The organism is Bacillus sp. 22-7 (assembly GCF_010628845.1).
Taxonomy (GTDB): Bacteria; Bacillota; Bacilli; order Bacillales; family Cytobacillaceae; genus Cytobacillus; species Cytobacillus firmus_B.
In genome coordinates, this window is the sequence record NZ_NJQY01000022.1 from 13,581 (window position 1) to 38,007 (window position 24,427).

The 24,427-nt window shown below is 42.1% G+C and carries 24 protein-coding genes, 1 tRNA gene and 1 riboswitch; of the genes, 9 read left to right on the forward strand and 16 right to left on the reverse strand.

The window, feature by feature from the left end; genetic code table 11:
* Positions 1-999 (forward strand): inorganic phosphate transporter, encoded by a 999-nt coding sequence (locus CE058_RS16660; protein WP_048011738.1) that lies wholly within the window; start codon positions 1-3, stop codon positions 997-999.
* Between the two features lie 34 nt (positions 1,000-1,033).
* Here the strand turns inward: CE058_RS16660 and CE058_RS16665 are convergent, their stop codons facing one another.
* Positions 1,034-1,693: an HAD family hydrolase gene (locus CE058_RS16665; protein WP_163144197.1), complete on the reverse strand. Its 660-nt coding sequence runs from the start codon at positions 1,691-1,693 to the stop codon at positions 1,034-1,036.
* Between the two features lie 81 nt (positions 1,694-1,774).
* Positions 1,775-3,445, reverse strand: coding sequence for a M20/M25/M40 family metallo-hydrolase (locus tag CE058_RS16670; protein ID WP_163144199.1), 1,671 nt, complete (start codon positions 3,443-3,445; stop codon positions 1,775-1,777).
* Positions 3,446-3,716: 271 nt separating this feature from the next.
* Here CE058_RS16670 and CE058_RS16675 point away from each other — a divergent pair, with 271 nt between their 5' ends.
* Positions 3,717-5,018: an NCS2 family permease gene (locus tag CE058_RS16675; RefSeq protein WP_048011735.1), complete on the forward strand. Its 1,302-nt coding sequence runs from the start codon at positions 3,717-3,719 to the stop codon at positions 5,016-5,018.
* Positions 5,019-5,153: 135 nt separating this feature from the next.
* Positions 5,154-5,726, forward strand: a complete 573-nt coding sequence (locus CE058_RS16680) for a YitT family protein (protein WP_048011734.1) — start codon at positions 5,154-5,156, stop codon at positions 5,724-5,726.
* Positions 5,727-5,762: 36 nt separating this feature from the next.
* On the opposite strand, the gene CE058_RS16685 is transcribed toward CE058_RS16680, so the two are convergent.
* The gene (locus CE058_RS16685; RefSeq protein WP_163144201.1) at positions 5,763-7,151 is read right to left on the reverse strand and encodes an L-cystine transporter; all 1,389 of its coding nucleotides are present in this window, start codon (positions 7,149-7,151) and stop codon (positions 5,763-5,765) included.
* A gap of 209 nt (positions 7,152-7,360) precedes the next feature.
* Positions 7,361-8,176, reverse strand: coding sequence for a pyrroline-5-carboxylate reductase (proC, locus tag CE058_RS16690; protein WP_048011732.1), 816 nt, complete (start codon positions 8,174-8,176; stop codon positions 7,361-7,363).
* Positions 8,177-8,297: 121 nt separating this feature from the next.
* Between proC and CE058_RS16695 the strand changes: the two genes are divergently transcribed.
* The 3 genes from CE058_RS16695 to CE058_RS16705 all read left to right on the forward strand — a co-directional run bounded on the left by CE058_RS16695 (position 8,298) and on the right by CE058_RS16705 (position 9,907).
* Positions 8,298-8,903: a DNA-3-methyladenine glycosylase gene (locus tag CE058_RS16695; protein ID WP_163144203.1), complete on the forward strand. Its 606-nt coding sequence runs from the start codon at positions 8,298-8,300 to the stop codon at positions 8,901-8,903.
* A gap of 143 nt (positions 8,904-9,046) precedes the next feature.
* Complete coding sequence (locus CE058_RS16700; RefSeq protein ID WP_048011730.1) at positions 9,047-9,574, forward strand: CBO0543 family protein; 528 nt, start codon at positions 9,047-9,049, stop codon at positions 9,572-9,574.
* A 138-nt stretch (positions 9,575-9,712) separates the two neighbouring features.
* On the forward strand, positions 9,713-9,907 hold the full coding sequence (locus tag CE058_RS16705; RefSeq protein WP_035326689.1) for a hypothetical protein: 195 nt from the start codon (positions 9,713-9,715) through the stop codon (positions 9,905-9,907).
* A 61-nt stretch (positions 9,908-9,968) separates the two neighbouring features.
* Here CE058_RS16705 and CE058_RS16710 read toward each other — a convergent pair whose 3' ends face one another.
* Both CE058_RS16710 and CE058_RS16715 read right to left on the reverse strand, forming a co-directional pair.
* On the reverse strand, positions 9,969-11,186 hold the full coding sequence (locus CE058_RS16710) for a homoserine dehydrogenase (RefSeq protein ID WP_163144205.1): 1,218 nt from the start codon (positions 11,184-11,186) through the stop codon (positions 9,969-9,971).
* 403 nt (positions 11,187-11,589) lie between these two features.
* A riboswitch (SAM riboswitch) is annotated at positions 11,590-11,691 on the reverse strand.
* A gap of 77 nt (positions 11,692-11,768) precedes the next feature.
* Complete coding sequence (locus CE058_RS16715) at positions 11,769-12,407, reverse strand: NUDIX hydrolase (protein ID WP_163144207.1); 639 nt, start codon at positions 12,405-12,407, stop codon at positions 11,769-11,771.
* 208 nt (positions 12,408-12,615) lie between these two features.
* On the opposite strand from CE058_RS16715, the gene CE058_RS16720 reads away from it, so the two are divergent.
* Complete coding sequence (locus CE058_RS16720) at positions 12,616-13,227, forward strand: general stress protein (RefSeq protein WP_163144209.1); 612 nt, start codon at positions 12,616-12,618, stop codon at positions 13,225-13,227.
* Between the two features lie 59 nt (positions 13,228-13,286).
* Here CE058_RS16720 and yhbH read toward each other — a convergent pair whose 3' ends face one another.
* The gene (gene yhbH / locus CE058_RS16725) at positions 13,287-14,459 is read right to left on the reverse strand and encodes a sporulation protein YhbH (RefSeq protein WP_048011725.1); all 1,173 of its coding nucleotides are present in this window, start codon (positions 14,457-14,459) and stop codon (positions 13,287-13,289) included.
* Between the two features lie 281 nt (positions 14,460-14,740).
* Entirely contained in the window at positions 14,741-14,926 is a 186-nt protein-coding gene (locus tag CE058_RS16730; RefSeq protein ID WP_163144211.1) for a hypothetical protein, read from the reverse strand.
* Between the two features lie 123 nt (positions 14,927-15,049).
* Here CE058_RS16730 and CE058_RS16735 point away from each other — a divergent pair, with 123 nt between their 5' ends.
* Entirely contained in the window at positions 15,050-15,190 is a 141-nt protein-coding gene (locus CE058_RS16735) for a hypothetical protein (RefSeq protein WP_156185216.1), read from the forward strand.
* Positions 15,191-15,283: 93 nt separating this feature from the next.
* Here the strand turns inward: CE058_RS16735 and CE058_RS16740 are convergent, their stop codons facing one another.
* From CE058_RS16740 to queG, 5 genes are all read right to left on the reverse strand, one after another.
* Complete coding sequence (locus CE058_RS16740) at positions 15,284-17,179, reverse strand: PrkA family serine protein kinase (RefSeq protein WP_048011724.1); 1,896 nt, start codon at positions 17,177-17,179, stop codon at positions 15,284-15,286.
* A 395-nt stretch (positions 17,180-17,574) separates the two neighbouring features.
* Positions 17,575-18,324: an oxygen-insensitive NADPH nitroreductase gene (gene nfsA, locus CE058_RS16745; protein WP_048011723.1), complete on the reverse strand. Its 750-nt coding sequence runs from the start codon at positions 18,322-18,324 to the stop codon at positions 17,575-17,577.
* Between the two features lie 99 nt (positions 18,325-18,423).
* Positions 18,424-18,897 (reverse strand): tRNA (uridine(34)/cytosine(34)/5-carboxymethylaminomethyluridine(34)-2'-O)-methyltransferase TrmL, encoded by a 474-nt coding sequence (trmL, locus tag CE058_RS16750; RefSeq protein ID WP_163144213.1) that lies wholly within the window; start codon positions 18,895-18,897, stop codon positions 18,424-18,426.
* Between the two features lie 62 nt (positions 18,898-18,959).
* A complete protein-coding gene (locus CE058_RS16755; protein WP_048011721.1) occupies positions 18,960-19,838 on the reverse strand; it encodes an amidase domain-containing protein in 879 nt (292 codons plus the stop codon).
* A gap of 151 nt (positions 19,839-19,989) precedes the next feature.
* Positions 19,990-21,123, reverse strand: a complete 1,134-nt coding sequence (gene queG / locus CE058_RS16760; RefSeq protein WP_163144215.1) for a tRNA epoxyqueuosine(34) reductase QueG — start codon at positions 21,121-21,123, stop codon at positions 19,990-19,992.
* A gap of 108 nt (positions 21,124-21,231) precedes the next feature.
* Between queG and CE058_RS16765 the strand changes: the two genes are divergently transcribed.
* On the forward strand, positions 21,232-21,900 hold the full coding sequence (locus CE058_RS16765; protein ID WP_163144218.1) for a B3/B4 domain-containing protein: 669 nt from the start codon (positions 21,232-21,234) through the stop codon (positions 21,898-21,900).
* Positions 21,901-22,023: 123 nt separating this feature from the next.
* On the opposite strand, the gene CE058_RS16770 is transcribed toward CE058_RS16765, so the two are convergent.
* The 3 genes from CE058_RS16770 to CE058_RS16780 form a co-directional block, all read right to left on the reverse strand.
* A tRNA-Gly gene (locus CE058_RS16770) sits at positions 22,024-22,097 on the reverse strand.
* 306 nt (positions 22,098-22,403) lie between these two features.
* Positions 22,404-23,372 (reverse strand): sugar phosphate isomerase/epimerase family protein, encoded by a 969-nt coding sequence (locus tag CE058_RS16775; RefSeq protein WP_048011718.1) that lies wholly within the window; start codon positions 23,370-23,372, stop codon positions 22,404-22,406.
* 21 nt (positions 23,373-23,393) lie between these two features.
* Entirely contained in the window at positions 23,394-24,419 is a 1,026-nt protein-coding gene (locus CE058_RS16780) for a Gfo/Idh/MocA family protein (RefSeq protein ID WP_163144220.1), read from the reverse strand.
* Between the last annotated feature and the right edge of the window lie 8 nt (positions 24,420-24,427).

The window sequence follows — 24,427 nt, forward strand, 5'->3', positions numbered from 1 at the left end:
ATGGATGCAGTATTTATTATTACAATCTTAATTGTCATTGGAGCTCTGGCATTTGATTTTATCAATGGATTTCATGATACGGCAAACGCAATAGCTACCTCTGTCTCCACGAAGGCTCTTAAACCAAGGCATGCCATCATATTGGCTGCCGTCATGAACTTTGTTGGTGCCATGACATTTACTGGGGTTGCCAAAACCATAACAAAGGATATAGTGGACCCTTTCACTTTGCAGAATGGTTCTCTTGTCATTCTGGCTGCTTTAGTTGCTGCGATATTCTGGAATCTGCTGACTTGGTATTATGGCATCCCAAGCAGCTCTTCCCATGCAATCATAGGCTCAATTGCCGGTGCTGCGATTGCCGCAGCAGGATTTTCAGCTTTAAACTATCAGGGATTTTTAAAAATCCTTCAAGCACTTATCTTTTCGCCGTTAATTGCATTTGCAGCCGGTTTTATTGTTTATAGCATCTTTAAGATTGTTTTCAAAAACAACAACCTGACTAAAACAAATCGGAACTTCAGGCTGTTCCAGATTTTCACAGCAGCTCTGCAATCTTATACACATGGAACAAATGACGCACAGAAAGCCATGGGTATTATTACAATGGCACTTATAGCAAACAACTATGTCACTTCAACTGATATACCATTTTGGGTACAGTTTTCCTGTGCATTAGCAATGGGTCTCGGGACTTCCATCGGCGGCTGGAAAATCATTAAGACAGTCGGCGGAAAAATCATGAAGATCCGCCCGATTAATGGAGTGGCTGCTGACTTAACAGGTGCAATGATCATCTTCGGCGCTACATATATTCATTTACCAGTCAGTACTACTCATGTTATTTCCTCTTCTATCCTGGGTGTAGGATCTGCCCACAGACTTAAAGGTGTTAAATGGGGAACAGCACAGAGAATGCTTATTACATGGGTTATCACATTGCCGATATCAGCAACATTAGCGGGTATTGTTTACCTCATCTTGAATGCGATTTTTTAAATTTAAAAGGAGCGGGCTTAGCCTGCTCCTTTTTTTATCTGCTGCTTTGCCCTATTATCAGTTCATCAATGGGTATTTCAGAAAAAGCCTTGTACCGATTAACCTTCTCATGAAAGGAAAGAAAATGGGTCACATCATTAGGAACGGCCACACAGTGCATTCCTGCCTGAACAGCAGCAATTGACCCATTTACAGAATCTTCGATGGCCAAACTTTCTTCCGGTTCAACGCCCATTTCTTCAAGTGCCTTTATGTAAAGAGCAGGATCAGGTTTTACCTTTTCAACATCTTCTTTTGTTTTGACCGTTTGAAATAGAGACTCGATTCCAAAGTGTTTTAAATAATGCTTAACCCACTCTCTTCCTGAGCTGGATGCAACTCCAAGCTTTAGGCCTTTTTCAATGCATTTTCCTATCAGTTCCTGAACCCCTTCTCTCAGAATTAAAATATCTCTTTGGCTCTGGAATGCTCTTTCTGTTTTTTCCTGTATAGATTTACGATTAACTTTAATACCTAATTTATCATCAATGTAATTAAAAAGAATATCATCTGAGGTGCCAATGCCCTTCGCAAAATCCTCCAGCCTAAGATCAAATCCGTAATCTTCAAATAAAATATGCTTAAAGACCTTATACCACAAAGATTCTGTGTCTACAATGGTTCCATCAAAATCAAAAATTACAGCCTTTATCATTCTGTCACCGCCCCAAATTCTCTCCTTACATTAGACGCTTTTTTCCAGTTAAAGTTACTTCTGCCTCGAAAGGCGAGAGATTTAATTTACCTGCTTTTCAAGTATTCTTTTTGTAAGCTTTCGGATAACCTCAGGCAAAATGTCAAATGTATACGGTTTATAGACCCGCTCAGTCCACTTGTGGCCAGCTTTGCCATAAACACCAAGGTTAATTACAGATATATTCAAATCCCTCATCGCCTTTAATGGAATCGGAAACAGGCTGTTCAATGCGGGGAAATTCTTTTTAAGAGATTGTATGTCCTCATCCGAGCCGTCAAAAGATAAAAAGCTTCCATCTGATAAATAAGGGAAATATTTGCGGACTTTGAATGTTTCGCCTGTTTTCTTAGCCTCTTCAGCAAGCACTTCCTCCAGACAACTTTTTAAAAAGATGCCTCTTTCTGCAGTCACATCAATTGTGTTGGCAGGAAGAAAGGGTGTTCCATAAAAAAGAATCACTCTGGGTTTTTTCTCAGGGTCTGATTGGTGAAGGGCTTCTACAATATCAAAAGCAATCATTCTGGCATCAGTTTCATGAAGCGAGCTCTTATTCCGTGCTTCTTCCATAACACTCACAGTATCGATACCCTTTTCTTCAAGATAGACAAGAAACTCATCTAAAGCCGTCACTTCTGTTCCCCAGTCCAGCTGTCTTTCCGGCAGCTTATTGACGGTCCGAAAATCCTTATAGGCACCTTCCAGGCGGTGCTCAACAGCTATGGCCGCATCTTCTGCAATCATTTTCAGTTCTTTCGAAAGCTGCTTCAGAGGTTTCTCATAGAAAAAATAATTGAAATAAACCCTGCAGCCCACTGCCGTCTGAACGTCATATCGTTTTTTATCATCCCTCATATATAAACAGCTTGGCGGAAGCACCAGTTCTCCTTCCAGCTTCTCAGTCAGCTGAAAATTCTGGCTGATGCGCGCAGTCAGCTCTGCAGCAATTAATGTAGGATCAATTCCTGCAAGACTTTCACCAGCGTGGGTCTCCCTTCCGAAAATGGAGAAACACGGCAAAATCTTGCCTGCTGTACCCGTGTAGATATACTTAGTGGTATCTCCGTCATACAATGGCGAGATAAAATCATTATTTATGGCAGCCATATATTCCAGGCCCATCTTTTCTTTCAGTCTCAGCAATTCGGAAAGCGCTGCTCTGCTTCCTTTATGCTCACCCTCCTCATCAGCGTTGAACATAACCAGCAAATTGCCTTCCAGCTCACCGGGATTTTCCGAGAAATACAGGAAATTGGCCAGATGGACAGCAATTCCGCTCTGCATATCCAACGCCCCTCTCCCAAAAAGCCACTCATTGGACCGGGCATCTTCCTGCACTTCCGGATCAGAGTCGTATTGTTCAAAAAACTCCTGAAGTTTATCTGGATTATGGGCCATGCCCTGGATGGGACCAAAGTCCTCTGTGCCGACCGTGTCCAAATGGGCCAGATATATAATGGTCTTTTTGCTCATCTCCCTCCCCTTGAGGAAGGCAAACACATTCTTGCGGCCCAATTCATCTCCGGGGATTTCCTGGGTCCATACTAAATGATCTTTATTCTGAAAAGATGGAAACGCACAGATTACTTCCTTTAGAAATTCAGCTTTATGCCCTTCTCCATCTGAATGGTTATAGCTCTCCATCTGCACAAGGGCCTTTGTTAAATATTCGGCCTGCTGACTAAGATTCATGGTTTTAAGATTTGCAAACATAGGCCAACCCCATTTCGTTATCGTTTGACCTTAGTTTATAAGCATCCTCTATTGAGAATCAACTCTTTTTTATTTCAGGGGGAAGCAAAATTGTATTAGAGTAGCTTTTTTCTATATATTAGGATGAAACAGCCAATATATAGAATAATAACATTAAGGTCTTGAAATTTTCATTAAAAACGAATATTATATAATTTGTGCTTTCTAAACGTTCGTATTTATCAATAACACATATAACCTGAAAGAAGTTATAGTTTATGGGGGACTTTTTATGTTCAAATTAAAAGAAAATCAAACAAACGTAAAGACTGAGGTCTTGGCAGGCATCACAACTTTCTTAACAATGGTTTATATTGTGGTCGTAAACCCTGTCATCTTATCTGATGCAGGTGTACCTTTTGAGCAAGTCTTTTCTGCAACCATTATTGCAACTGTCGCAGGTACTCTATGGATGGCACTGTTCGCCAATTATCCAATTGCCATCGCACCGGGAATGGGCCTGAACGCCTATTTTGCTTACTCTGTTGTCGGCACCCATGGAAATATAGATTACATGACTGCATTCTCAGCAGTATTTATTGCTGGTATTATCTTTATTATATTGTCACTTACCCCTTTCCGGGAAAAGCTGATTATTGCAATACCGGATAATTTAAAGCACGGAATTACCGCTGGAATCGGGTTGTTTATCGCCTTTATCGGGTTGCGCTTAACCGGGCTGATTACAAGCCACCCAACAAATCTTGTGGCACTCGGAGACTTGCATTCTCCTCAATCCATTCTTGCGCTTGTCGGCCTTGCTGTAACATTAATTCTCATGACGCTCGGGATTAACGGGGCTTTATTTTTCGGCATGATTATCACTGCCCTGATTGCCTTCTTTACAGGACAGCTTTCTTTTGACCAGGGATTTGTTTCATTGCCTTCGCTTCCGGATGGGATCATCATTTTAAATCCATTCGAAGCAATCGGAGATGTTATCCAGCACAGTTTATACGCCGTTGTTTTCTCCTTCCTGCTTGTAACGATTTTTGATACAACCGGAACGATGATTGGTGTTGCCCAGCAGGCCGGATTAATGAAAGGCAAAACGATGCCCAGAGCACGTGAGGCCCTTTTGTCGGATTCCATCGCTACTTCTATCGGTGCCATGTTCGGTACAAGTCCGACTTCAGCCTATATTGAATCTTCAACAGGTGTGTCAGTCGGCGGAAGAACAGGATTAACAACCTTGACTGTTGCAGGTCTGTTCCTGCTTTCAGCTTTCTTCGGACCTCTTGTCAGTGCGGTATCAGGTCTTGCTGCCATTACTGCACCTGCCCTGATTATCGTTGGAAGTCTGATGATGGGCAGTATTTCTCATATTAAATGGAATGAACTTGATGAAGCATTCCCTGCATTCCTGATTATCTTAAGCATGCCGCTGACATCCAGTATTGCTACAGGTATTGCACTTGGATTTATCGCTTATCCGCTTATGAAAGTGGTAAAAGGGAAATGGAGAGACGTTCATCCCCTTGTATATTTATTTGCAGTATTATTCTTTTACCAGCTTGCGTTCCTGCCTCACTAACCGGAAGCGCCAGCTGAATAGATCAAAAGCTTGTCCAATCCGGACAAGCTTTTTTTTGCATGGAACCGCTTCTATTTCATCCCTGAACCTTCATATTCTAGAAGTAAAGAATGGACAAGTTAGGGTGATAGGCTTATGTTTGAAAAGCTGCTTGTAACTTTAATAGGAAGTTTATTATTAGGCATTGGCATTAACGGCTTCCTTGTCCCCCACCATTTACTTGACGGGGGCATTATTGGCATAGGGCTGATCCTTCATTATTACTACGAATTTCCCACTGGATTGAGCATGATTGTCCTAAGCATTCCATTATATGTACTTGCCTGGTTTTACGAGAAAAAATACTTCTTCTATAGCCTGCATGGCCTTCTGATTTCATCCTTCATTATCGATTTGCTCTCGGAAATACGGGGGGATTTTGAGCTTTCCATATTGCCCAGCTCCATTTTAGGGGGATGCCTGGTGGGTTTTGGGATCGGCCTAATGCTCCGTTATGAAACCAGCACAGGGGGCACAGACCTGCTGGCACAGCTGATGACAAAGCTCTTTCCTATTAATATCGGCGCTTTAATATTCGCAATTGATGGATTGGTTATTTTAAGCGGATTAAAGATAGTCGGTATTGAAAAATTCCTGTACTCGTTTATAACCATACTATTCGTGGGCGCCATGACGTCCTTAACGGTTATTAAAAAGACGGTCAAATGAAAAAATCGACAGGTGCCTGGCACCTGTCGATTTTTCTTATGCTTCTGCTTCAATTTTTTCATTCATATCGTTATAAAGGTTCCCATCCATTTCACCTGTGATTCTGCTCGTTAGGATACCGGAAGTCATAGATCCGCTGACGTTAAGGGCTGTGCGTCCCATGTCGATTAGCGGCTCAATGGAGATCAGCAAACCAGCCAGTGCAATAGGCATATCAAGGGCAGATAGTACCAGGATCGCTGCGAATGTCGCACCGCCGCCGACCCCTGCCACACCAAAGGAGCTGATCGCTACAATGAGAATGAGAGTAAAGATAAATCCCGGTGACAGCGGGTTAATGCCCACAGTCGGAGCAATCATTACAGCAAGCATGGCCGGATAGATTCCCGCACATCCATTTTGGCCAATGGAAAGGCCGAATGATCCTGCAAAGTTGGCAATTCCTTCAGGAACACCGAGTGACTTTTGCGTTTTAATATTCAAAGGCAATGCACCCGCACTTGTTCTTGACGTAAAAGCAAAGGTCAATACCGGGAATGCTTTTTGCAAGTATGTGATTGGATTTAATCCGCTTAATGTTAAAAGCAGCAGGTGGATCAGGAACATAATGGCTAGTGCCACATAAGAAGCAATAACAAATTTCCCTAAATTCAAAATGGAGTCAAAATCACTCATGGCGACTGTTTTCGTCATGATTGCCAAAACTCCATATGGTGTCAAGCGTAAAATTAATGTAACAACTCTCATGATGATTGCATAGAATGCATCCACAATTTTCGCAAAGAGTTCAGCTTGCTCTGGTGATTTCCTTCTCACACCAAGATAAGCGATCCCTAAAAAGGCTGCAAAGATAACGACTGAAATCGTAGATGTTGGTCTTGCCCCTGTAAAATCAAGGAATGGGTTGGCCGGAAGCAAATCAAGCATTTGCTGCGGGAACGTTCTTCCTTCAATGCCCTGATAGGTTTCTTCAAGCTGTTGGCCGCGGGCAGTCTCAGCATCCCCTCCGCTGATTTGGACAGCCTCCAGGTCAAAACCGACAGCTGTTGCAATTCCGACAGCAGCAGCAACTGCAGTGGTACCTACAAGCAGTCCAAGGATAAGGACACTTATTTTTCCAATATTATTTGTTAATTTCAGTTTAGTAAAAGCACCTAAAATCGAAATGAAGACAAGCGGCATGACGATCATTTGCAGGAACTTCACATAACCTCCGCCAACTAAATTAAACCAGTCTGCTGATTTGGCAATAACCTCAGCACCCGGTCCATATATCAGCTGAAGTGCGAAGCCAAACAGGATTCCTAAACCAAGCGCTGTAAACACACGCTTTGAGAATGAGATATGCTTTTTCTGCATAAAGAATAATGCGCCTAAAAGAAGCAGCATTACGATAATATTTAAAACTAAAAGTCCTGTACTCATCGGACTGAATCCTCCCCAAAAGATGTTATCATAATGACTTACTATAATACATGTATTCCTATGAGTCAAGTCGGAATTAAAATTTAAATTTTCTTATTATATATTCCATTTAGCTGTGGAATGTTCTTGTTTTTCTTTTAATTTGTGCCTAAAACCATTTAAAAACCCGGCAGTATAAAAAGTGCCGGGTCCAGATAGATAATTCTTGTCTAATTATTTTTCCGGGAAAGTGCCTTTGTCTTTTCAAAGCATTGTTCCATCGCACTCAGGACCGCTGAACGGAACCCTTTTCTCTCCAGTTCGGCAACAGCTTCTATTGTTGCACCTCCTGGAGTACAGACCTCATCCTTCAATTCCGCAGGATGCTTGCCTGTTTCCAGCACCATCCTGGCTGCCCCCAAAATAGCCTGTGCTGCAAGCTCATAAGACTGATCACGGGGCAATCCGGCTTTTACACCTCCATCTGCCAATGCTTCAATAAAGATATAGGCATAAGCCGGCGAAGAACCGCTGATAGCCGGAATTGCGTCCATCATCTTTTCTTCCATAACCGCTGCTCTGCCAATACATGAAAATATTTTGATTACATCTTCCATCTCCTCAGGAGATAGCGATTCATTCGCTGAAAGAACACACATGCCTTCACCTACCAATGATGGGGTATTAGGCATGGAACGGACTGCTTTAATCTTTCTGCCAAATGACTTTTCCAGAAAAGAAAGACTTATGCCTGCCGCAATCGTTATGATAATTGTATGGGAAGTAATGCTATCTTTAATTTCTTCAATAACCGCAGAATGCGCATCAGGCTTAATAGCCAGAAACAGTATATCTGCTACCTCAGCTGCCTCACTATTAGAAAAGCGTGTTTGTATATCCCACCTGCTTTTAACGTCAACAAGCGTCTTCTCCGTTTTCGCTGAAGCAATAATCTGCCTTGCATTCACCAGATCAGATTTTAATATACCCCCGATTATTGCCTGAGTCATTTTTCCGCATCCGATAAAACCGATATTTTTATTCATTAATCCACACATCCTGTCTTGTATTCCTTTTGCTATTATACTGCAGGTATGGTTATGAAAAAATAGCACAGGGTAAAAACATAAGACTGAACCTCATAAAATACTATTGGAGAGATTGACTATGAAGGAAATAACACAATATGCTCCTCTTCCAGAAAGTTTTTACCGGCAGCCGACGCTTCAGCTGGCTGAAGCACTTCTGGGCTGCTTATTGATCAAAGAAACTGAAGAAGGAATGGCATCAGGCTATATTGTTGAGACAGAAGCTTATATGGGCCCGGAAGACAGAGCAGCCCACAGCTTTGGAAACAGGAGAACAAAAAGGACCGAGATCATGTTCAATGAACCCGGTTTTGTCTACACTTATGTGATGCATACCCATTGCCTTGTTAATGTGGTAAGCGGCCCAAAAGAAAAGCCGGAAGCTGTATTGATCAGAGGGGTTGAACCTGTCGAAGGACTTGAGTTAATGAAGAAAAGACGTAAGATGGAAGATCTTAAAAACCTCACTAATGGTCCCGGTAAATTAACTAAAGCCCTTGATATAACAATAGATGATTATGGCCGCCATTTTACCAGCCCTCCTCTAATGATTGCTAAAGGAATCCCTCCCGGGGAAATCAAACGGGGAAAACGAATAGGCATTGATAATTCCGGTGAAGCACGGGATTATCCCTGGAGATTCTGGATGGCGGATAGTCCTTATGTATCACGGAACAGAAAATAACAGCTATGTAAAAAAACGACCGGAAAGCCCCCTTCTGATTGGGTTTTCCGGTTATTTATCTGCCTTAACCTGTTAGTTTTTTTATTTTTTTTAAAATTGGATAGGATAGGAATAACTGTGCGTTCTCTGAAGAGGTGAATGGAATGAATGCTCTTTATGCTTTTTTGTGGATTTTCGCTCTATGGAAGTGGGGTGACTGGAGAAATTGGAAAATGTATTATCCCACCATCCTTTTTTACATATTAGGGGATTTTTTATATTTATATCTGCTCTCAGATTTTTATCCGATGTGGACATATGATCCACAGGGGGTCGATGAGAAGGTGAATCTTACAAATACCCATGTCAGTTTTTCCATAATGGCTGTAAAGTATCCGGTAACCATTTTGATCTATTTATACAGATTTCCTGGTGGCAAACTTATTAAGAAACTGCTTTATATCTTAGGCTGGGTCCTTCTCTATACTGTAAATGAGGTTGTTGACATCAAATTAAATTTGATAAAGTACGATAATGGCTGGAGTTTAAAATGGTCGATTCTTTTCAATGCTGTTATGTTTACCATTCTTTGGGTGCACCACAAGCGGCCAGCTGCCGCATGGGGACTGTCCATTCTTTTCATCCTCTTCCTATGGAGGCAGTTCGATGTACCATCAGCTGTTTTTAGATAAGTGTCTAATTTCATTGCAATTTGTCGATAAAAAAACAAGCTATTTTACTGGACTTTTTTTATTAAAGCGTTTATTTTACTATAAAAAGGCAATATTCTATGTATAAGTTTCAATAAATTGGAATGGGATGGTGTTACGATGGCAAACAAGAAAAATGTTAAATCTCCCGGCAAAGATCTAAATATTGGTGCGAATGTTTCATTAAACGGCCTGGTAACAGCTGTTTTTGATAATATGGTCCATGTCCAGATTGGCGCTAAGATAGTAACAGTTCATGTTAAAGACCTGTATTCCGGATTAAATAATCCATTATTTAATAAACAGCAGGCTTAGTATCCACCATCTCTAAACATACTTCAGGAGGGGCAGCTCAAAGGCTTGCCCCTTCTGTTTTTTAGACCGGCTGTACCTGCTTATACTTCCCTGCCGTGACTGCATAATCTCCAAGCACTTGATAAGCCTTCAAACCGGATTTGTCTAATAATGACACAGCTTCTGCAGCTCCCTTAACGATCAGGGCCTGTTCTGACACTTTGCTGGCGATTTCAACTCCCTCAGGGAATTCATATCCTTCAGCATCACCCAATATAACCCAGAGCGGCTGTTCAGGAACAGTTTCTTCCGATCCAGCTTCCTCAAATACTGAAGGTAAATCGGCTTTGCCCACATGAATCAGATCTTCAATAATCGCACTCGCTGTCGGGAACATGCCTGCTCCAGGTCCCTGCAAACTGATATTTCCGACAATATCCGCATCGATTGAAACGGCATTCTGCACGCCTTCTACTCTGTATAAAGGATGAGATTCTCCTGTCAGGACCGGCTTTACTGTACAGCGGACAGAATCTTTTTCCTTCTGAATTGATGCTATATGTTTAAATTTCAGCCCCAGCGAATCAGCCAAACGGATTTGTTCAATCGTAATATCAGTAATGCCTTCTCTTACAGAGTATTCCTGTTCCGGCGCTTTCCCGAATACAAGCTCGCTCAGAACAACTGCTTTGTAAAAGGCGTCATATCCTTCGATATCGTTTTTAGGATCGGCTTCTGCATAGCCTTTTTCCTGAGCGATTTTCAATGCTTCTTCAAATGATAAGTTCTCCTCGCGCATACTTGTCAAAATGAAATTGGATGTGCCATTTAAAATTCCTTCAATCCGTTCGATCCTGTTGGCATTCAGCAGCTGCCTGATGGTCTGAATGATGGGGATTCCGCCGCCGACTGTTGCTTCAAATCCCAGTGATACATTCTTTTCTTTTGCCAGCCTCGCAAGCTCACTTCCATGAAATGCAAACATCTCTTTATTCGCTGTAATGACGTGGCATCCTCTCGATATGGCCTGGCGCAGATACGTATAGCCCGGCTCCCTGCCAACAATGGCATCAATTACGACATCAAGCTTTGGAAGCTCAATAATATCCTGAAAGTCATCTGTTAAAAGCACCTCATCATCAGGCAAAGAATGTTTATTCACATTTTTGACCAGGATAGCGGAAACCTTCACTTCTTTCCCAAGTATCGCCTGAAGCCTTTCCTGATGCTTTCTGATTGTTTCATACACTCCTTTTCCTACAGTTCCAAATCCCAATAGCCCGATCGTTATCGCTGACATTATTTATTCCCCCTTGTTAAAATTTATGGCTCTTTTCATAAATAAAATGTTGTTTTTCGCCTATCAAAGATGTCCGTTGATTTCCGCTCCAGGCACTCAGCAAACCCGCGGGGCAGGCGGTGAGCCTCCTCGACGCTCCGCGTCTGCAGGGTCTCACCTGTCCCGCTACTCCCGCAGGACGTTGAATATGCTTCCTCAGATAAACATCGCACGAAGAAAATGCGATAGCATTTTCGAGGATCTCGCACCTTCCGCTACAATCAACTCAGTAAATAAGATAAAATTAGCAAAAAAACTTATGAAAATAGCCAGATTTAAAGTGCGTATTCCAATTAAAACAAAAAACCCCTTCCGTCCATTACAGACAAGAAGGGGTTTGAATTAATATTCCGTTCATTCCGCCTTCTTATCTTCGGAAAATGTATTCCTCTGAATTTGGCACCGTGCATGAATGCTGGTTGCCGAGGCTTCATAGGGTCAGTCCCTCCGCCTCTCTTGATAAGAAGTTTCTAAGTATTCAATTTATATGAATCATAAACATTTATCAGGTCTGCGTCAACCTTTTTTGAAAAATTATTTTCTTCAAAAGCTTTCACTTTCATTGAAATCTTCCGTTATGATCTCAAGAAAATGCTTAAGAATTCTGGCAGTCAACCCCCAGATGACCTTATCCTGGAAATAGTAAAATACCTCTTCCGCTCTCCTTGTCTGCCAATTGTAATTTTCACCTCCGGCAATCAAATCAAAAGGAAAATTTTCTTCTGGCTCTACCTTAAAATTCACGTGATACGTTTCCGGTTTTACTTTTTTCAGAAATGACAGAGGCACAGTAAAAACCTCTTCTACTTCATCAGGGTTCGGCACAATCTTGTCCGGGTTTTGGATAATGCCTGCATAAGGGTAAATAATTTGACCGAAGGAAATCATGTAATCCAGCGGGGAAACATTTGTGATGCTGTCTTCGCCCACACCGAGTTCCTCAGAGGTTTCACGGATGGCCGTATGTTCTTCATCCCTATCTTCCGGATCTATCCTTCCGCCGGGGAAACATACCTCCCCAGGCTGCCTTCTCATTTTTAGTGAACGTACTTCAAATAGGACATGTACCTCATTATTGATTTCAACCAGCGGAAGCAAAATAGCGAACTTCGAAAATCGCTCACTCCCCAAAATGATTGGGGTTCTGTTCCTTAACCTTTTAGCCAGTTTCTCAATCTCCATATCTGCCCACCTCCAGCAGCAATTCAATTCAGTTATTATCTCTTTATCATACTGTATTCTTTGCATTTTATTAATTTTTACGGCTTGTGCCAAGTAATGATTCCGGACTATATGCTATTGCATCCTGACTTCAAAAGTAAAAGAACGTTTCTCCACCTGCAAATCAGGGAAAATAAAAAAAAATCATAATACACTGGGAGTGAAAAATATGAAGAAGAATATATTAATAGGCGGATACGATACACAGCAAGATCTTAAAGAAGCCATTGAAGGTGCAGGGTCAAATGGATATCAGAAGGAAAATCTTGTGATCGTCTCAAAGGATGGCGCAAATCTTGAAAGCTTTGCAGACAATTACGGAGTGAACTTGCGAATAGTCGGTTCCCAGGAGCTGGGCAATCAGCGCTTTCTTGATTCTGTTAAAGCTCTTTTCATGGGAGAAGACCCCGCCACAAGTTCAGGAATTGATCCCGATAAAAAAGATGGTACACGGTTTGATGAACATGACCTGGAACAATACGCAGGCATGGTTTTTGACGGAAAGTATGTTTTAATCGCTGACTATTATGGGAAATATCCAAACTCCACTCAGGACAACCAGAGAATCACTGCCGAAAACTCTGAAGGATACATGGAGAGTGCTTCAGCCCGGGAGGTTGTCCATGAATCGGATATCAAAACACTGGCAGATAAATCCGCTGATACATGCTGTGTCAACGAGAATCCCAGTCGTGTACAGCATTCACATACTTCAGCAGAGGTGAAAACCAGCGGTGAAGTAAATCGGGAAGAAGTGCTTACAAAGGACAGGCTTAAATAGCAGCAGCCCCCTGAAAATGGGGGCTTTTTGCTGAAACAAAAAGAAAGGTTTCCCTCTCTTTAGGCATATTTCTTCTTATCCTCTTCCTGTTTGAAAAAGCTTTTCATTGCATGGAATACATCTGCTTTTTGCTTAAGAATAAAATATCGGAAATCATCATTTTTGATATTTTTATAGGCGGACATCAGGGTCGAGTGGCGGTTGTACTGGTTGACCTCACCGTATCCAAACATATTGGACACCTTCATCAGGTCTTCCACCAGCTTGACACAGCGGGCATTATCAGAGGTCAGGTTATCACCGTCTGAGAAGTGGAAAGGGTAAATATTAAATTTACGCGGATCGTACTTGGCATCTATCAGCTCAAGTGCTTTTCGGTAGGCAGATGAACAAATCGTTCCACCGCTTTCTCCTTTTGAAAAAAAGTCCTCTTCTGAAACCACTTTTGCTTCTGTATGGTGGGCAATAAATTCAATTTCAACTGTCTCATATTTGGTTCTCAGGAACCGCGTCATCCAGAAGAAAAAGCTTCTGGCCATATACTTTTCCCATATCCCCATCGATCCGCTCGTATCCATCATCGCAAGCACGACAGCCTTTGAATCAGGCTTTACAATTTCGTTCCAGGTCTTAAACTTCAAATCTTCCTTATAAATCGGGTGGAACGCTGCCTTTCCCTTCATTGCGTTGCGCTTAAATGCCGACATCATGGTCCTTTTCTTATCAATATTGCCCATTAACCCTGTCTTTCTGATGTCATTAAATTCAATATCCTCTATCACATTTTCATCCTGTTCTTTTCTCTTTAAATTAGGCAATTCCAATTGTTTAAATAAAGCTTCTTCAATTTCCATCAGTGATACTTCTGCTTCAAAATAATCCTCGCCTGCCTGGTCGCCTGCTCCTTGCCCCTTTCCGGGTCCTTTCTTGCTGCCGGATCCGTCACGGGCCACTACATCTCCAATCTGGCTATCTCCATCGCCTTGGCCGACATGTTTGTTTTTATCATAGTTATAACGGATTTTGTATTCATCCAATGAGCGAATCGGAATCTTTACCACTTCCCGCCCATTCGACATTACAATGTTTTCTTCCGTTATTAAATCAGGCAAATTGTTGCGGATTGCTTCCTGGACTTTATCCTGATGACGCTGCTGGTCATCATAGCCTTTGCGATGGAGGGACCAATCTTCTTGGGAAATCACAAACTGATGGTTATTGACATTCGTCATGTTAACCCCTCCTTTTAAATTAAATTTCACACATTACAGCTTTCCAACATACAATATCGCGAGTGTCAAAAAAGATGAAACATCCCCATTTCAGCAGTCTGCCTTCATTTCATAGATTCATTTCCCGGCAGTGATTTTGATATTCATGCACCAATACAAAGAAATGTTTATTACTCTATCATATGCGGGAAGACAAAATAATTTACAAATAATTTTGACAATAAGACATTCGAAGCATCTTTTGGACAAGCCCATTTTTTATACAAAATAAACCTCCGCGGTTAGCGAAGGTTCTTGTCTTTGTTTTTACTCTGAATAGGATCCGGATATTTATCGTAATCCTCTTTTAATTCTTTATTGGTCCGGAGATTTTCCATCTGCTTGCCCAGGTTTTCCATTTCCTCAATATTTTCTGCCATTGAGCTGTTTCTCGGTGTATAATCCTTATCTAATTCTTTCTTTTTCATGAATATCACCTCTGCTGTATATATACCCCTAAACGGGCTAATCTAAACTTTTATACTGATTCTGCAGGCATAATTATGGCCAAGTGTAAATAGGATTATACAAATACAAAAGGGGGGGATTTTATGAGTGAAATCCTTTGCTGCAGCTGGTGCGGTGAATTATCGATATTTGAGCGGACCGTTTACCTTGAAAATAAGCCAATCTGTCCGGAATGCCAGAAAAAAAAGAAAGAACCCGCATTAAAAATCGACAAAAATGGATGAAGAGGCTTTTCGAAGCCTCTTTTTTATATGTATTAAATCTATTAATTACATACTAAAAAATAAGCCTGGCAGCAATACTGCCAGGCCCTCCTTTTATCGATTCAGCAAGCTTCCCACATAGCGGAGCAGTTCGTTTGCTGATGTGGAGTTATATCCATGTTCGTCGATCAGACGTGCTACTACCTCATTCACCTTCTTCAGCTGCTGCTCATCCGGCGTTTTTGAAGATGTTGTGATTTTCACGACATCCTTCAGGTCGGCAAAGAGTTTCTTCTGAATGGCTTCGCGCAGACGGTCATGCGAATTATAATCAAAGCGCTTGCCTTTTCTGGCATAAGCGGAGATGCGGATGAGGATTTCCTCCCTGAATGCTTTCTTCGCATTTTCGGAGATGCCGATCTGCTCTTCGATTGAGCGCATCAGCTTTTCATCCGGACTGATTTCCTCACCGGTTAATGGGTCGCGCAGTTTCGCTTTATTGCAGTATGCTTCAACATTATCAAGATAGTTTTCCATAAGCGTTTTCGCAGATTCTTCATAGGAATAAACAAATGCCTTTTGGACTTCTTTCTTAGCGATATCATCATACTCTTTGCGGGCAAGAGAAATAAAGTTCAGATATCTTTCCTTAAGCTCTGGAGTAATGGATGGATGCTGATCCAATCCTTCTTTTAGCGATCGCAATACATCCAGCGCATTGATGCTTGTGATATTTTTGCGGATGATTGTCGAAGAGATCCTGTTGATGACATAACGCGGGTCAATTCCGCTCATGCCCTCATCTGCATGCTCTTTTTTCAATTCTTCCACATCTGCTCTATTATAGCCTTCTACACTCTCTCCATCATACAAACGCATTTTCTTAACTAAATCAATATCGCCTTTTTTCGGATCCTTCATGCGGGTTAAAATCGTAAACATCGCTGCCACTCTTAAAGTATGCGGTGCAATGTGCACATTGGAAACATCGCTTTCACGGATCATTTTATCGTAAATCTTCTCTTCCTCTGAAACCTTTAAATTATATGGGATTGGCATAACGATTATCCTGGAATGCAAAGCTTCATTCTTTTTATTGGAAATGAATGAACGATACTCTGTTTCATTCGTGTGAGCGACAATTAGCTCATCTGCCGAAATCAGGGCAAAGCGTCCGGCTTTAAAGTTGCCTTCCTGAGTCAGAGATAATAAATGCCATAAAAACTTCTCGTCACACTTCAGCATTTCCTGGAATTCCATCATACCGCGGTTTGCTTTATTCAGTTCCCCGTCGAAACGGTAGGCACGAGGATCGGATTCTGAACCATATTCAGCAATAGTTGAAAAGTCAATGCTTCCAGTCAGATCAGCAATATCCTGGGATTTCGGATCTGAAGGGCTGAAAGTTCCAATCCCCACCCTGCGGTCTTCGGAGAAAATGATTCGTTCAATTAAAACATCTTCTATGCGGCCGCCATACTCCTGTTCGAGACGCATACTATTCAATGGCGATAGGTTTCCTTCAATTCTTATTCCATACTCATCATAAAAATCCTTGCGGAGGTGATGCGGAATTAAATGAAGCGGATCTTCATGCATTGGGCAGCCCTTAATAGCATAGACCGCGCCCCTTTCAGCGTGGGAATATTGCTCCAAACCTCTCTTTAGCATTGTCACTAATGTTGATTTACCGCCGCTGACAGGACCCATTAATAAAAGGATCCTTTTACGGACATCAAGGCGTTTGGCAGCAGGGTGAAAATACTCTTCTACCAGCCTTTCCAATGCTTCTTCTAATCCAAAGAGCTGATTGCTGAAAAATTGGTATCGTTTTTGCCCTTTCACTTCTTCGACACCGGCATCCTTAATCATATTATATACCCGCGAATGTGCTGACTGGGCAACCCATGGCTTCTCTTTGACAATTTCTAAATACTCTCCAAAAGTCCCTTCCCATTTAAGCTTTTCTTCCTCGTGTCTGTACATCTCAATTTTTTTTAGAATATCCATAAGGACCTCCCCCTGTCGCATTATCAGAGACGATTAATATACTCTATGCGCACCGGCAATCGAACATGCGTAAACTATTAAGAGTTTGGTTTGTACTTTTTACGGGGATTAATTATTAGGAATACTTTGCTGCAGGAATCTTACTGTAAAAAAAACTCCATACTTTTCATTCACAGTTATTCATTTTTGGGCTATAATAAGCTTATATTTACATGCTTGCCTATTGAGATACCGCTAAAGGAGGATTACATATACATGGGTACAATTATTATTATCGGTGTAATGGTTGCTTTCCTTGCTGCTATTTTCACTGCCGGCTATGATGACAAGCCAGGCGTAAGCAAAAAATAAGCTGCTGATCTATTCAGCAGCTTTTTTCTTATTTCAATATTCTCCTAGCTTAAATCCATCTTGTTTTTCTGAACAAAATCCTTCATATACATGCGTGTCTGCTTTTCGAGCATGCTGGCAATTTGACTGGTCCAAGTGTCCTTCCGCTTGCCGCCTGTACGCTCATCATAATACTCGGAAATGATTTTATTATACACTTCCAGCTCTTGGCGGTATGCTGTTTCATCCTGATTATACTCATTTTCATGATAAATGTGCTGAAAAGGGAGCCGCGGTTTTTTGTCGTTCTTTTTGGAAGGGTAGCCAACAGCCAGTCCAAACAAAGGAATCACACGATCTGGTGTTTTTAATAGCTCAGCCACTCCCTCCAGATTATTTCTTATTCCGCCAATATAGCAGAGTCCAAGTCCCAGCGATTCTGCAGCAATGGCAGCATTCTGCGCAGCCAAAGCAGCATCAATGACAGCCACCATAAACTTCTCTGTGCTTTCGATTGATGGGATTACATTTTTATTTTCCATTTGTCCGATGACTTCATGACGATGCAGATCAGCACAAAACACGAAAAAATGGCCATTTTCAGCTACATAATTCTGATTGCCTGCCATTTCAGCAAGTTTCGCTTTCTTTTCTTTATCTGTCACTCCGATTATTGAATAGGCCTGGACAAAACTTGAAGTGGAAGCAGCTTGAGCAGATAGTACAATTGTTTCAATCTGCTCTTTAGACAGAGGCCTGTCTTCAAAATTCCGGACGGAACGATGGTCCATCAGCAAGTTGGTAACTTCATTCATCACATCTCATCCTTTCCATATGTACTTTTTCATTTTACCCAGAGAAGAAAGTTTTCTCCAAAGAAAAAGGCCTGATAATCTTTCAGGCCCTGTGTTTTCCTATGATAAATGTAAGTATTCCTGCTGGCGCAGTGCTTCATAGACAAGAATGGCAGCTGTGTTGGATAAGTTAAGCGAACGGATATTATTGTTGATTGGTACCTTTAACAAGCGCTCTTTGTTTCTTTCAATAACATCATTGGGAAGACCGGTCGTTTCCTTGCCGAAAATAAAATAATAATCCTTCTCGACTTTGCTATAGTCAAAAGTGGAATATGGCTTGGTGCCATCCTTCGTTAAATAGAAGTATTCACCATGTTCAGTGCTTTTAAAGAAATCATCCAATGAATCATGATAAACAATTTTTACAAATTGCCAGTAATCCAGGCCAGCCCGCTTCAGCATTTTATCATCTGTTGAAAAGCCGAGCGGCCGGATCAGATGCAATGTCGTATCAGTAGCCGCGCAGGTACGGGCTATATTGCCTGTGTTGGCCGGAATTTCCGGCTGATATAATACTACATGCAATCCCACTTTTTTCACCTCTAAATTAAATCTGCATGTGTTATTATATCACGTTGAAATCACCATACAAATTACTGATCATCGGTAATTGTCAAAAATTTATATTTAATATTTGGTGTATAAGCTGTTGAATCTTCGTAAGCCCAATAGCGCATTCGGCTGTTATAGGTGTGGGCATTGACGAGGGGCATTCCTGATGCATCTTTGCCCGTCACGATTGTTGTATGGTCAAAGCGCCCGTCTCCCTGAAAATCGTAGCAAATAACATCTCCTATTAAGAGCTGATCCGCACTGGAGACTTCCTCAGCCCTTAACCCTGAATTTGAACTGGGCAAATACCACCGCATTGAATTCGCTACTGTCCAGCTGTAGCTCCAATTCCCGCTTCTCATCCACCAGCCTTTACCGCGGTTGGGGTATCCCCTCATTGGGCCGCCGCCTGCATGAAGGCACTGGGAAATATAATTGGTGCAATCCACATCAAATTTCTTATAGGCCGGATTATAAGTGTTCCACCATTTTTCTGCATACTGTACAGCCTTCATGCGGTCATATTCATACTCATACCTTTCTTCTTCTTCAAATACCCGGTCTGAAGATACTTCTTCTTTTTTACTATCTTTAAAAGGATTTTTCTCCCGGTCTTCAACAAATACTCCTTTATAGAAGTCGGCTATCCGCTCTTCAATCTCTTCTTCCAAATAAAATATGCCTTTTTGTTTAATTAGATATTTGAAGTGAACTCTATATTCGACCGGAGTCACATCTTCCTTCTCCTTGCCGACCCTGATCACATTTCCGGTTGCCTGTGCTTTCACAATCTCACCGGAGCGGCCGGAAAGAGATTCTTTCTTTTTCTCAATCTTAGGGCATGTATGAATTGAACTTCTTGAATGGGAAACGCACTGCTGCACTCTTTTCTTTAACAGCTCATGAAGCTGGTCCCTCACGCACCTCACTCCTCTCCTATTCAATACATATGAGAAGAAGCAAAGGACTTTGCTTAATTTTTCGCGCAATCCTGCAGTAAATCAGCCGGGCTGACCAGTTTCTGCGGTCATACAGAAAAAAAGCTATAAAAAAAGGGGGGATTTCTCCCCCTCATTGTTCAAAAAAACTCAAACCTTTTTCTATTTCAGCAATGACTTCTCCGTCTTTCTCCTGCTGCAATGCCTGTTTTAGTGCAGGGAGTGATTTTTCCCCGCCTATTTTCCCGAGCGCCCATGCGGCCGTTCCCCGTATTACCGGCCTCGGATCCTCTTTCATAACTTTAATCAGGTCTTCTGCCGCTGTCTCATCTTTGTAGTGAGCCAGGGCGATGATGGCATTTCGCTGGATCGGCTTTTTCCCTCTCCAGGAACCTGAGACCGGGCCATATTTTTCTTTGAATTCACGGTTGCTGATAAAAAGAAGCGGCCTTAAAAGCGGCTTTGCCACTTCCGGATCCGGCTCCATTTCATCATGCAGATGAAAATCCTTGCCTTTATTTTCAGGACATACAGTTTGACAGGTGTCGCAGCCATAAAGCCTGTTCCCCAGTTTTTCTCTATACGGCTCTGCGAGAAAACCCTTTGTCTGTGTCAAAAAGGCAATGCATTTCTGTGCATCAAGCTGACCTCCCTGAATTAAAGCCCCTGTCGGGCAGACCTCAACACATTTATTGCAGCTTCCGCATTTGTCTTCCATTGGCTTATCAGGCTCAAAAGGCAGATTTGTTATCATTTCTCCAAGATAAACATACGATCCGAATTCCGGTGTGATGATGGAACAGTTTTTTCCGCTCCAGCCGATTCCGGCACGCTGTGCAACGGCCCGATCCACCAGCTCACCTGTATCCACCATGGATTTGCATATCGCCTCAGGAATTCTTGACTGAATGAATTCCTCAAGCTTCTGAAGACGTTCCCTCAGGATATGATGATAATCCTTCCCCCATGAAGCCCGGCAGAAAATCCCCCTTCTTTCACCTCTTTTGCTGACAACCCTTACCTTCATTTTGGAAGGATAAGCAACCGCAATGGAAATAATAGACCGGGGCTTGTCCATTAGCAGGCCGGGATTCACCCTCTTCTCAATATCAGGCTCTTCAAATCCTGACTGATATTGAAGCTCCTGCTGGCGAATCAGCCTATTTTTCATTTCATCAAAAGTGCCCGCTGTCGTAAAACCGATTTTATCAATGCCAATTGTTTTGCTGTATTCAATCACTTCCTGCTTGAATTGTGCAAAGTCCATTGTATGACCTCCTTTCGCGGAGAATTTAATTTATATGAAAGTCTTTAATTTATTGAATCACCGCTTATTATGATAAACTATTTTAAAGTAATTTTGGAGGTGGAAAGCTTGGAAATTATGATAGCTCCAGAGCTGTGCAAATTATTGCCCCATTTTAAAGTCGGATTTATTACATATAAAAATATCGAAGTCGGACAATCTCCTCAAATGGTAAAGGGCAGACTCCAATTATTTCAGGAATCTATTTATTTTGACTTAGAGGACAAGAGTGTTACAGAATTTGAAGGGATCAAAGAATGGCGGCAGATCTTCAAAACGGCAGGCAAGGATCCAAACCGCTACCGCCATTCTGCAGAAGCACTTTACAGAAGAATTAAAAAACAAAATTATCTGCAGCCGGTCAACAGCTCCATCGATATTAACAATTTCTTTTCCCTGGAATACCAAATACCGATCGGCGTATATGATGCTGATAAGCTTTCAGGCCATCTGACTATCAGGTTAGGCAAAGAAGGCGAAGAATATAACGGCTTAAACGGAAGGTCCAATTCGCTTGCCAATTTAATAATCAGTGAAGATGCGGAAGGGCCATTTGGCAGTCCGTTTGTGGACTCTGAAAGGACAGCTGTCACCGAACAGACTAACAATGCCGTTCAAATTGTTTATTTGCGCCCCTCTTTGGAAACGGATAAGGCTGAAAAAATGACAGAGTCATTAATGCACATGTATACTCAAGTGCATGGCGGAGAAGGAAGCTTTAAGGTCATTGAATGTTAGTCACTTCTATAGAAATCGAGTGGAATCTGCGGATGCCGCCCGATTTTTTTATTTAATAGCCAAAGAACATGAAAAAACGCAATACCTCGTTCTTTTTGAACGAAACACTGCGTTGGCTATGTATGGAGCGGGTGAAGGGAATCGAACCCTCATCATCAGCTTGGAAGGCTGAGGTTTTACCACTAAACTACACCCGCGTTTATATAAAGTTACAGATTACTGATTTCGTTCCCGTTCTTGCATGCCTCTTCCTCTGAAAGATTATTCAAGGAAGCCTATGCGTCGAGGCAACTCGCTGATGATTCATGGATGTATTGCTCGTGGCTGAGGTTTTACCACTAAACTAGACCCGCGTTTGTGAATGTATATTCAATCATAAATGCAAATATGAATATACATTTTGTCGAATCAACTATTTAATAGTACTAAAATCAGCGTAAATGGTCAACCCTTTTTGAGAAATTTGTCGAAAAAACAGAGAGGGGCTATTTCCCCTCCCTATTTTATACCCACCACATTTCCGAAGGCTGCTCTTCGATTAAGATGGATTTTAGGTTCCTTACTGCTCTTGTAAATCCTTCTTCAATCGACATAAGCGGATCTTCGTGCTCGATGCTGACAACATAGTCATAACCAAATGTGCGCAAAGCGCTCATCATATCAGACCATTCCTGCAGGCTGTGTCCGCACCCGACTGACCTGAATGTCCACGCCCTGGTCTGCACATTGCCATACGGCTGCATATCCGTTAACCCGTACATATTCACATTTTCCTGGTCAATATAGGTATCTTTTGCATGAAAATGATGAATGGCATTTTCTCTTCCCAGTATCTTGATTGCTGCCACAGGGTCGATGCCCTGCCACCATAAATGGCTTGGATCCAGATTGGCCCCAATGGCGTCACATGTTTCTTCCCTTAATTTTAAAAGCGTGTAAGGAGTGTGCACTAGAAATCCTCCATGCAGTTCGAGACCAATTTTCACATTATGGTCTTTGGCAAATTGTCCTGCTTTCTTCCAGTAAGGAATGAGCTTCTCCTCCCATTGCCATTTCAGCACTTCTCCATACTCATTCGGCCACGGTGCGACCGGCCAATTCGGATGCTTTGCTCCATCCCCGTCACCTGCAGTGCCGGAAAAACAGTTAACAACCGGAACATTCATTAAGCTGGCTAACTTAATCGTGTCGTATAATACACGGTCTGACTCCTTTGCAAATGCTTTATCAGGTGAGATCGGATTGCCATGACAGCTGAATGCGCTGATTTCTAGCCCCCTCGACAAAACCTTGTTAAGGTAATCATCCCGGAGTTCATTGCTTTCCAAAAGCTCCTGCAGGCTGCAGTGAGCGTTACCGGGATAGACTCCCGTTCCGATTTCAACAGCCTTAAGTCCTGCAGCTTTCACATGATCGAGCATATCTTCAAAATTTTTCTCAGCAAATAATACGGTAAATACGCCGAGCTTCACAAAATCCCCTCCTGGCTTCTCTTAAATTTCTCGATTGCTGCTACTGTAAATCGCATCAATAATCCTGGTTGTCTGCAGTGCTTCTTCTGCTTTAACCATAAATTCTTCGCTGCCCAAACAGCTGTTAATAAAGTTCCGTGCCTGCTTTAAAGCATAGTCATCTTCTCCCGGGAGCCATTCAGAACGTGTATTCAGGAGCATTCCATGTTTGGATTGATTTAAACTGAAGGGAAATAAATCAATTCCTCCATACTGCCCTGAAAGACTGAGGCTTTCATCATCCTGTTCAATATTGGCAGACCAGGAAGTCTCAAAAAGAAGGGAAGCGCCATTCGCAAATTTTATGTAAGCTGTCACATGATCATCTACTTCAAAGGATTGATGGTCAAAACTGCCCCATAGATTCACCTGATCAGGCATTTTGCTTAATGTATTGTAAGCTGTACCGGATACCTCCGTTTCAGCCGGGTTTCCCAAAAGCCAAAGCGAGAGGTCAAGCAAATGGCAGCCATAATCAATCAAGCTTCCTCCGCCCTGGAGTTCCTTATTGGTAAAAACACCCCAGCCCGGCACCTTTCTTCTTCTCATCGCTCTTGCCCGGGCTGCAAACGGAGTGCCAATTTCATTTTCTGAAATGAGTTTTTTGGCAGCCTGTGCCTCTTTCATAAACCGGTAGTGATAAGCAATGGCCAATACCTTCCCGGACCTGTCTCTTGCCTCAATCATTTTCCTGCATTCTTCCGCCGTCATGGCCATCGGCTTCTCACACAAAACATGCAGCCCGGCCTCCAGCGCAGCAGCAGTAATTTCAGCATGAAACTTATTCGGTGTACAAATAACCACGGCATCTGTTTCATTGAATACTTCTTTATAATCTGTAAAAGCGCTGCTGATTCCAAACTTCTTTGCAGCCAGCTGTGCAGTATCCTCATTCACATCGCAGATAGCTGTTATGGAAGCACTTTCCGATAATTTCATTAAAACGGGAATATGCCGGGATTGGGCAATTCCGCCAGCACCGATAATTCCGATCCGAAGTTTTTTCATGGATGCAC

Excerpts from the sequence above, each read along its gene's own strand:
- CE058_RS16665 (WP_163144197.1), bottom strand. The coding sequence starts at position 1,693 with ATGATAAAGGCTGTAATTTTTGATTTTGATGGAACCATTGTAGACACA.
- CE058_RS16735 (WP_156185216.1), top strand. The coding sequence starts at position 15,050 with ATGAGTGAAATCCTTTGCTGCAGCTGGTGCGGTGAATTATCGATATTT.
- CE058_RS16700 (WP_048011730.1), top strand. The coding sequence starts at position 9,047 with ATGAATGCTCTTTATGCTTTTTTGTGGATTTTCGCTCTATGGAAGTGG.
- CE058_RS16715 (WP_163144207.1), bottom strand. The coding sequence starts at position 12,407 with ATGGAGATTGAGAAACTGGCTAAAAGGTTAAGGAACAGAACCCCAATC.
- CE058_RS16675 (WP_048011735.1), top strand. The coding sequence starts at position 3,717 with ATGTTCAAATTAAAAGAAAATCAAACAAACGTAAAGACTGAGGTCTTG.
- nfsA (WP_048011723.1), bottom strand. The coding sequence starts at position 18,324 with ATGAATGAAGTTACCAACTTGCTGATGGACCATCGTTCCGTCCGGAAT.
- CE058_RS16680 (WP_048011734.1), top strand. The coding sequence starts at position 5,154 with ATGTTTGAAAAGCTGCTTGTAACTTTAATAGGAAGTTTATTATTAGGC.
- CE058_RS16660 (WP_048011738.1), top strand. The coding sequence starts at position 1 with ATGGATGCAGTATTTATTATTACAATCTTAATTGTCATTGGAGCTCTG.
- queG (WP_163144215.1), bottom strand. The coding sequence starts at position 21,123 with ATGGACTTTGCACAATTCAAGCAGGAAGTGATTGAATACAGCAAAACA.
- CE058_RS16720 (WP_163144209.1), top strand. The coding sequence starts at position 12,616 with ATGAAGAAGAATATATTAATAGGCGGATACGATACACAGCAAGATCTT.
- CE058_RS16740 (WP_048011724.1), bottom strand. The coding sequence starts at position 17,179 with ATGGATATTCTAAAAAAAATTGAGATGTACAGACACGAGGAAGAAAAG.
- proC (WP_048011732.1), bottom strand. The coding sequence starts at position 8,176 with ATGAATAAAAATATCGGTTTTATCGGATGCGGAAAAATGACTCAGGCA.
- CE058_RS16685 (WP_163144201.1), bottom strand. The coding sequence starts at position 7,151 with ATGAGTACAGGACTTTTAGTTTTAAATATTATCGTAATGCTGCTTCTT.
- CE058_RS16730 (WP_163144211.1), bottom strand. The coding sequence starts at position 14,926 with ATGAAAAAGAAAGAATTAGATAAGGATTATACACCGAGAAACAGCTCA.
- CE058_RS16705 (WP_035326689.1), top strand. The coding sequence starts at position 9,713 with ATGGCAAACAAGAAAAATGTTAAATCTCCCGGCAAAGATCTAAATATT.
- CE058_RS16670 (WP_163144199.1), bottom strand. The coding sequence starts at position 3,445 with ATGTTTGCAAATCTTAAAACCATGAATCTTAGTCAGCAGGCCGAATAT.
- yhbH (WP_048011725.1), bottom strand. The coding sequence starts at position 14,459 with ATGACGAATGTCAATAACCATCAGTTTGTGATTTCCCAAGAAGATTGG.
- CE058_RS16710 (WP_163144205.1), bottom strand. The coding sequence starts at position 11,186 with ATGTCAGCGATAACGATCGGGCTATTGGGATTTGGAACTGTAGGAAAA.
- CE058_RS16780 (WP_163144220.1), bottom strand. The coding sequence starts at position 24,419 with ATGAAAAAACTTCGGATCGGAATTATCGGTGCTGGCGGAATTGCCCAA.
- CE058_RS16695 (WP_163144203.1), top strand. The coding sequence starts at position 8,298 with ATGAAGGAAATAACACAATATGCTCCTCTTCCAGAAAGTTTTTACCGG.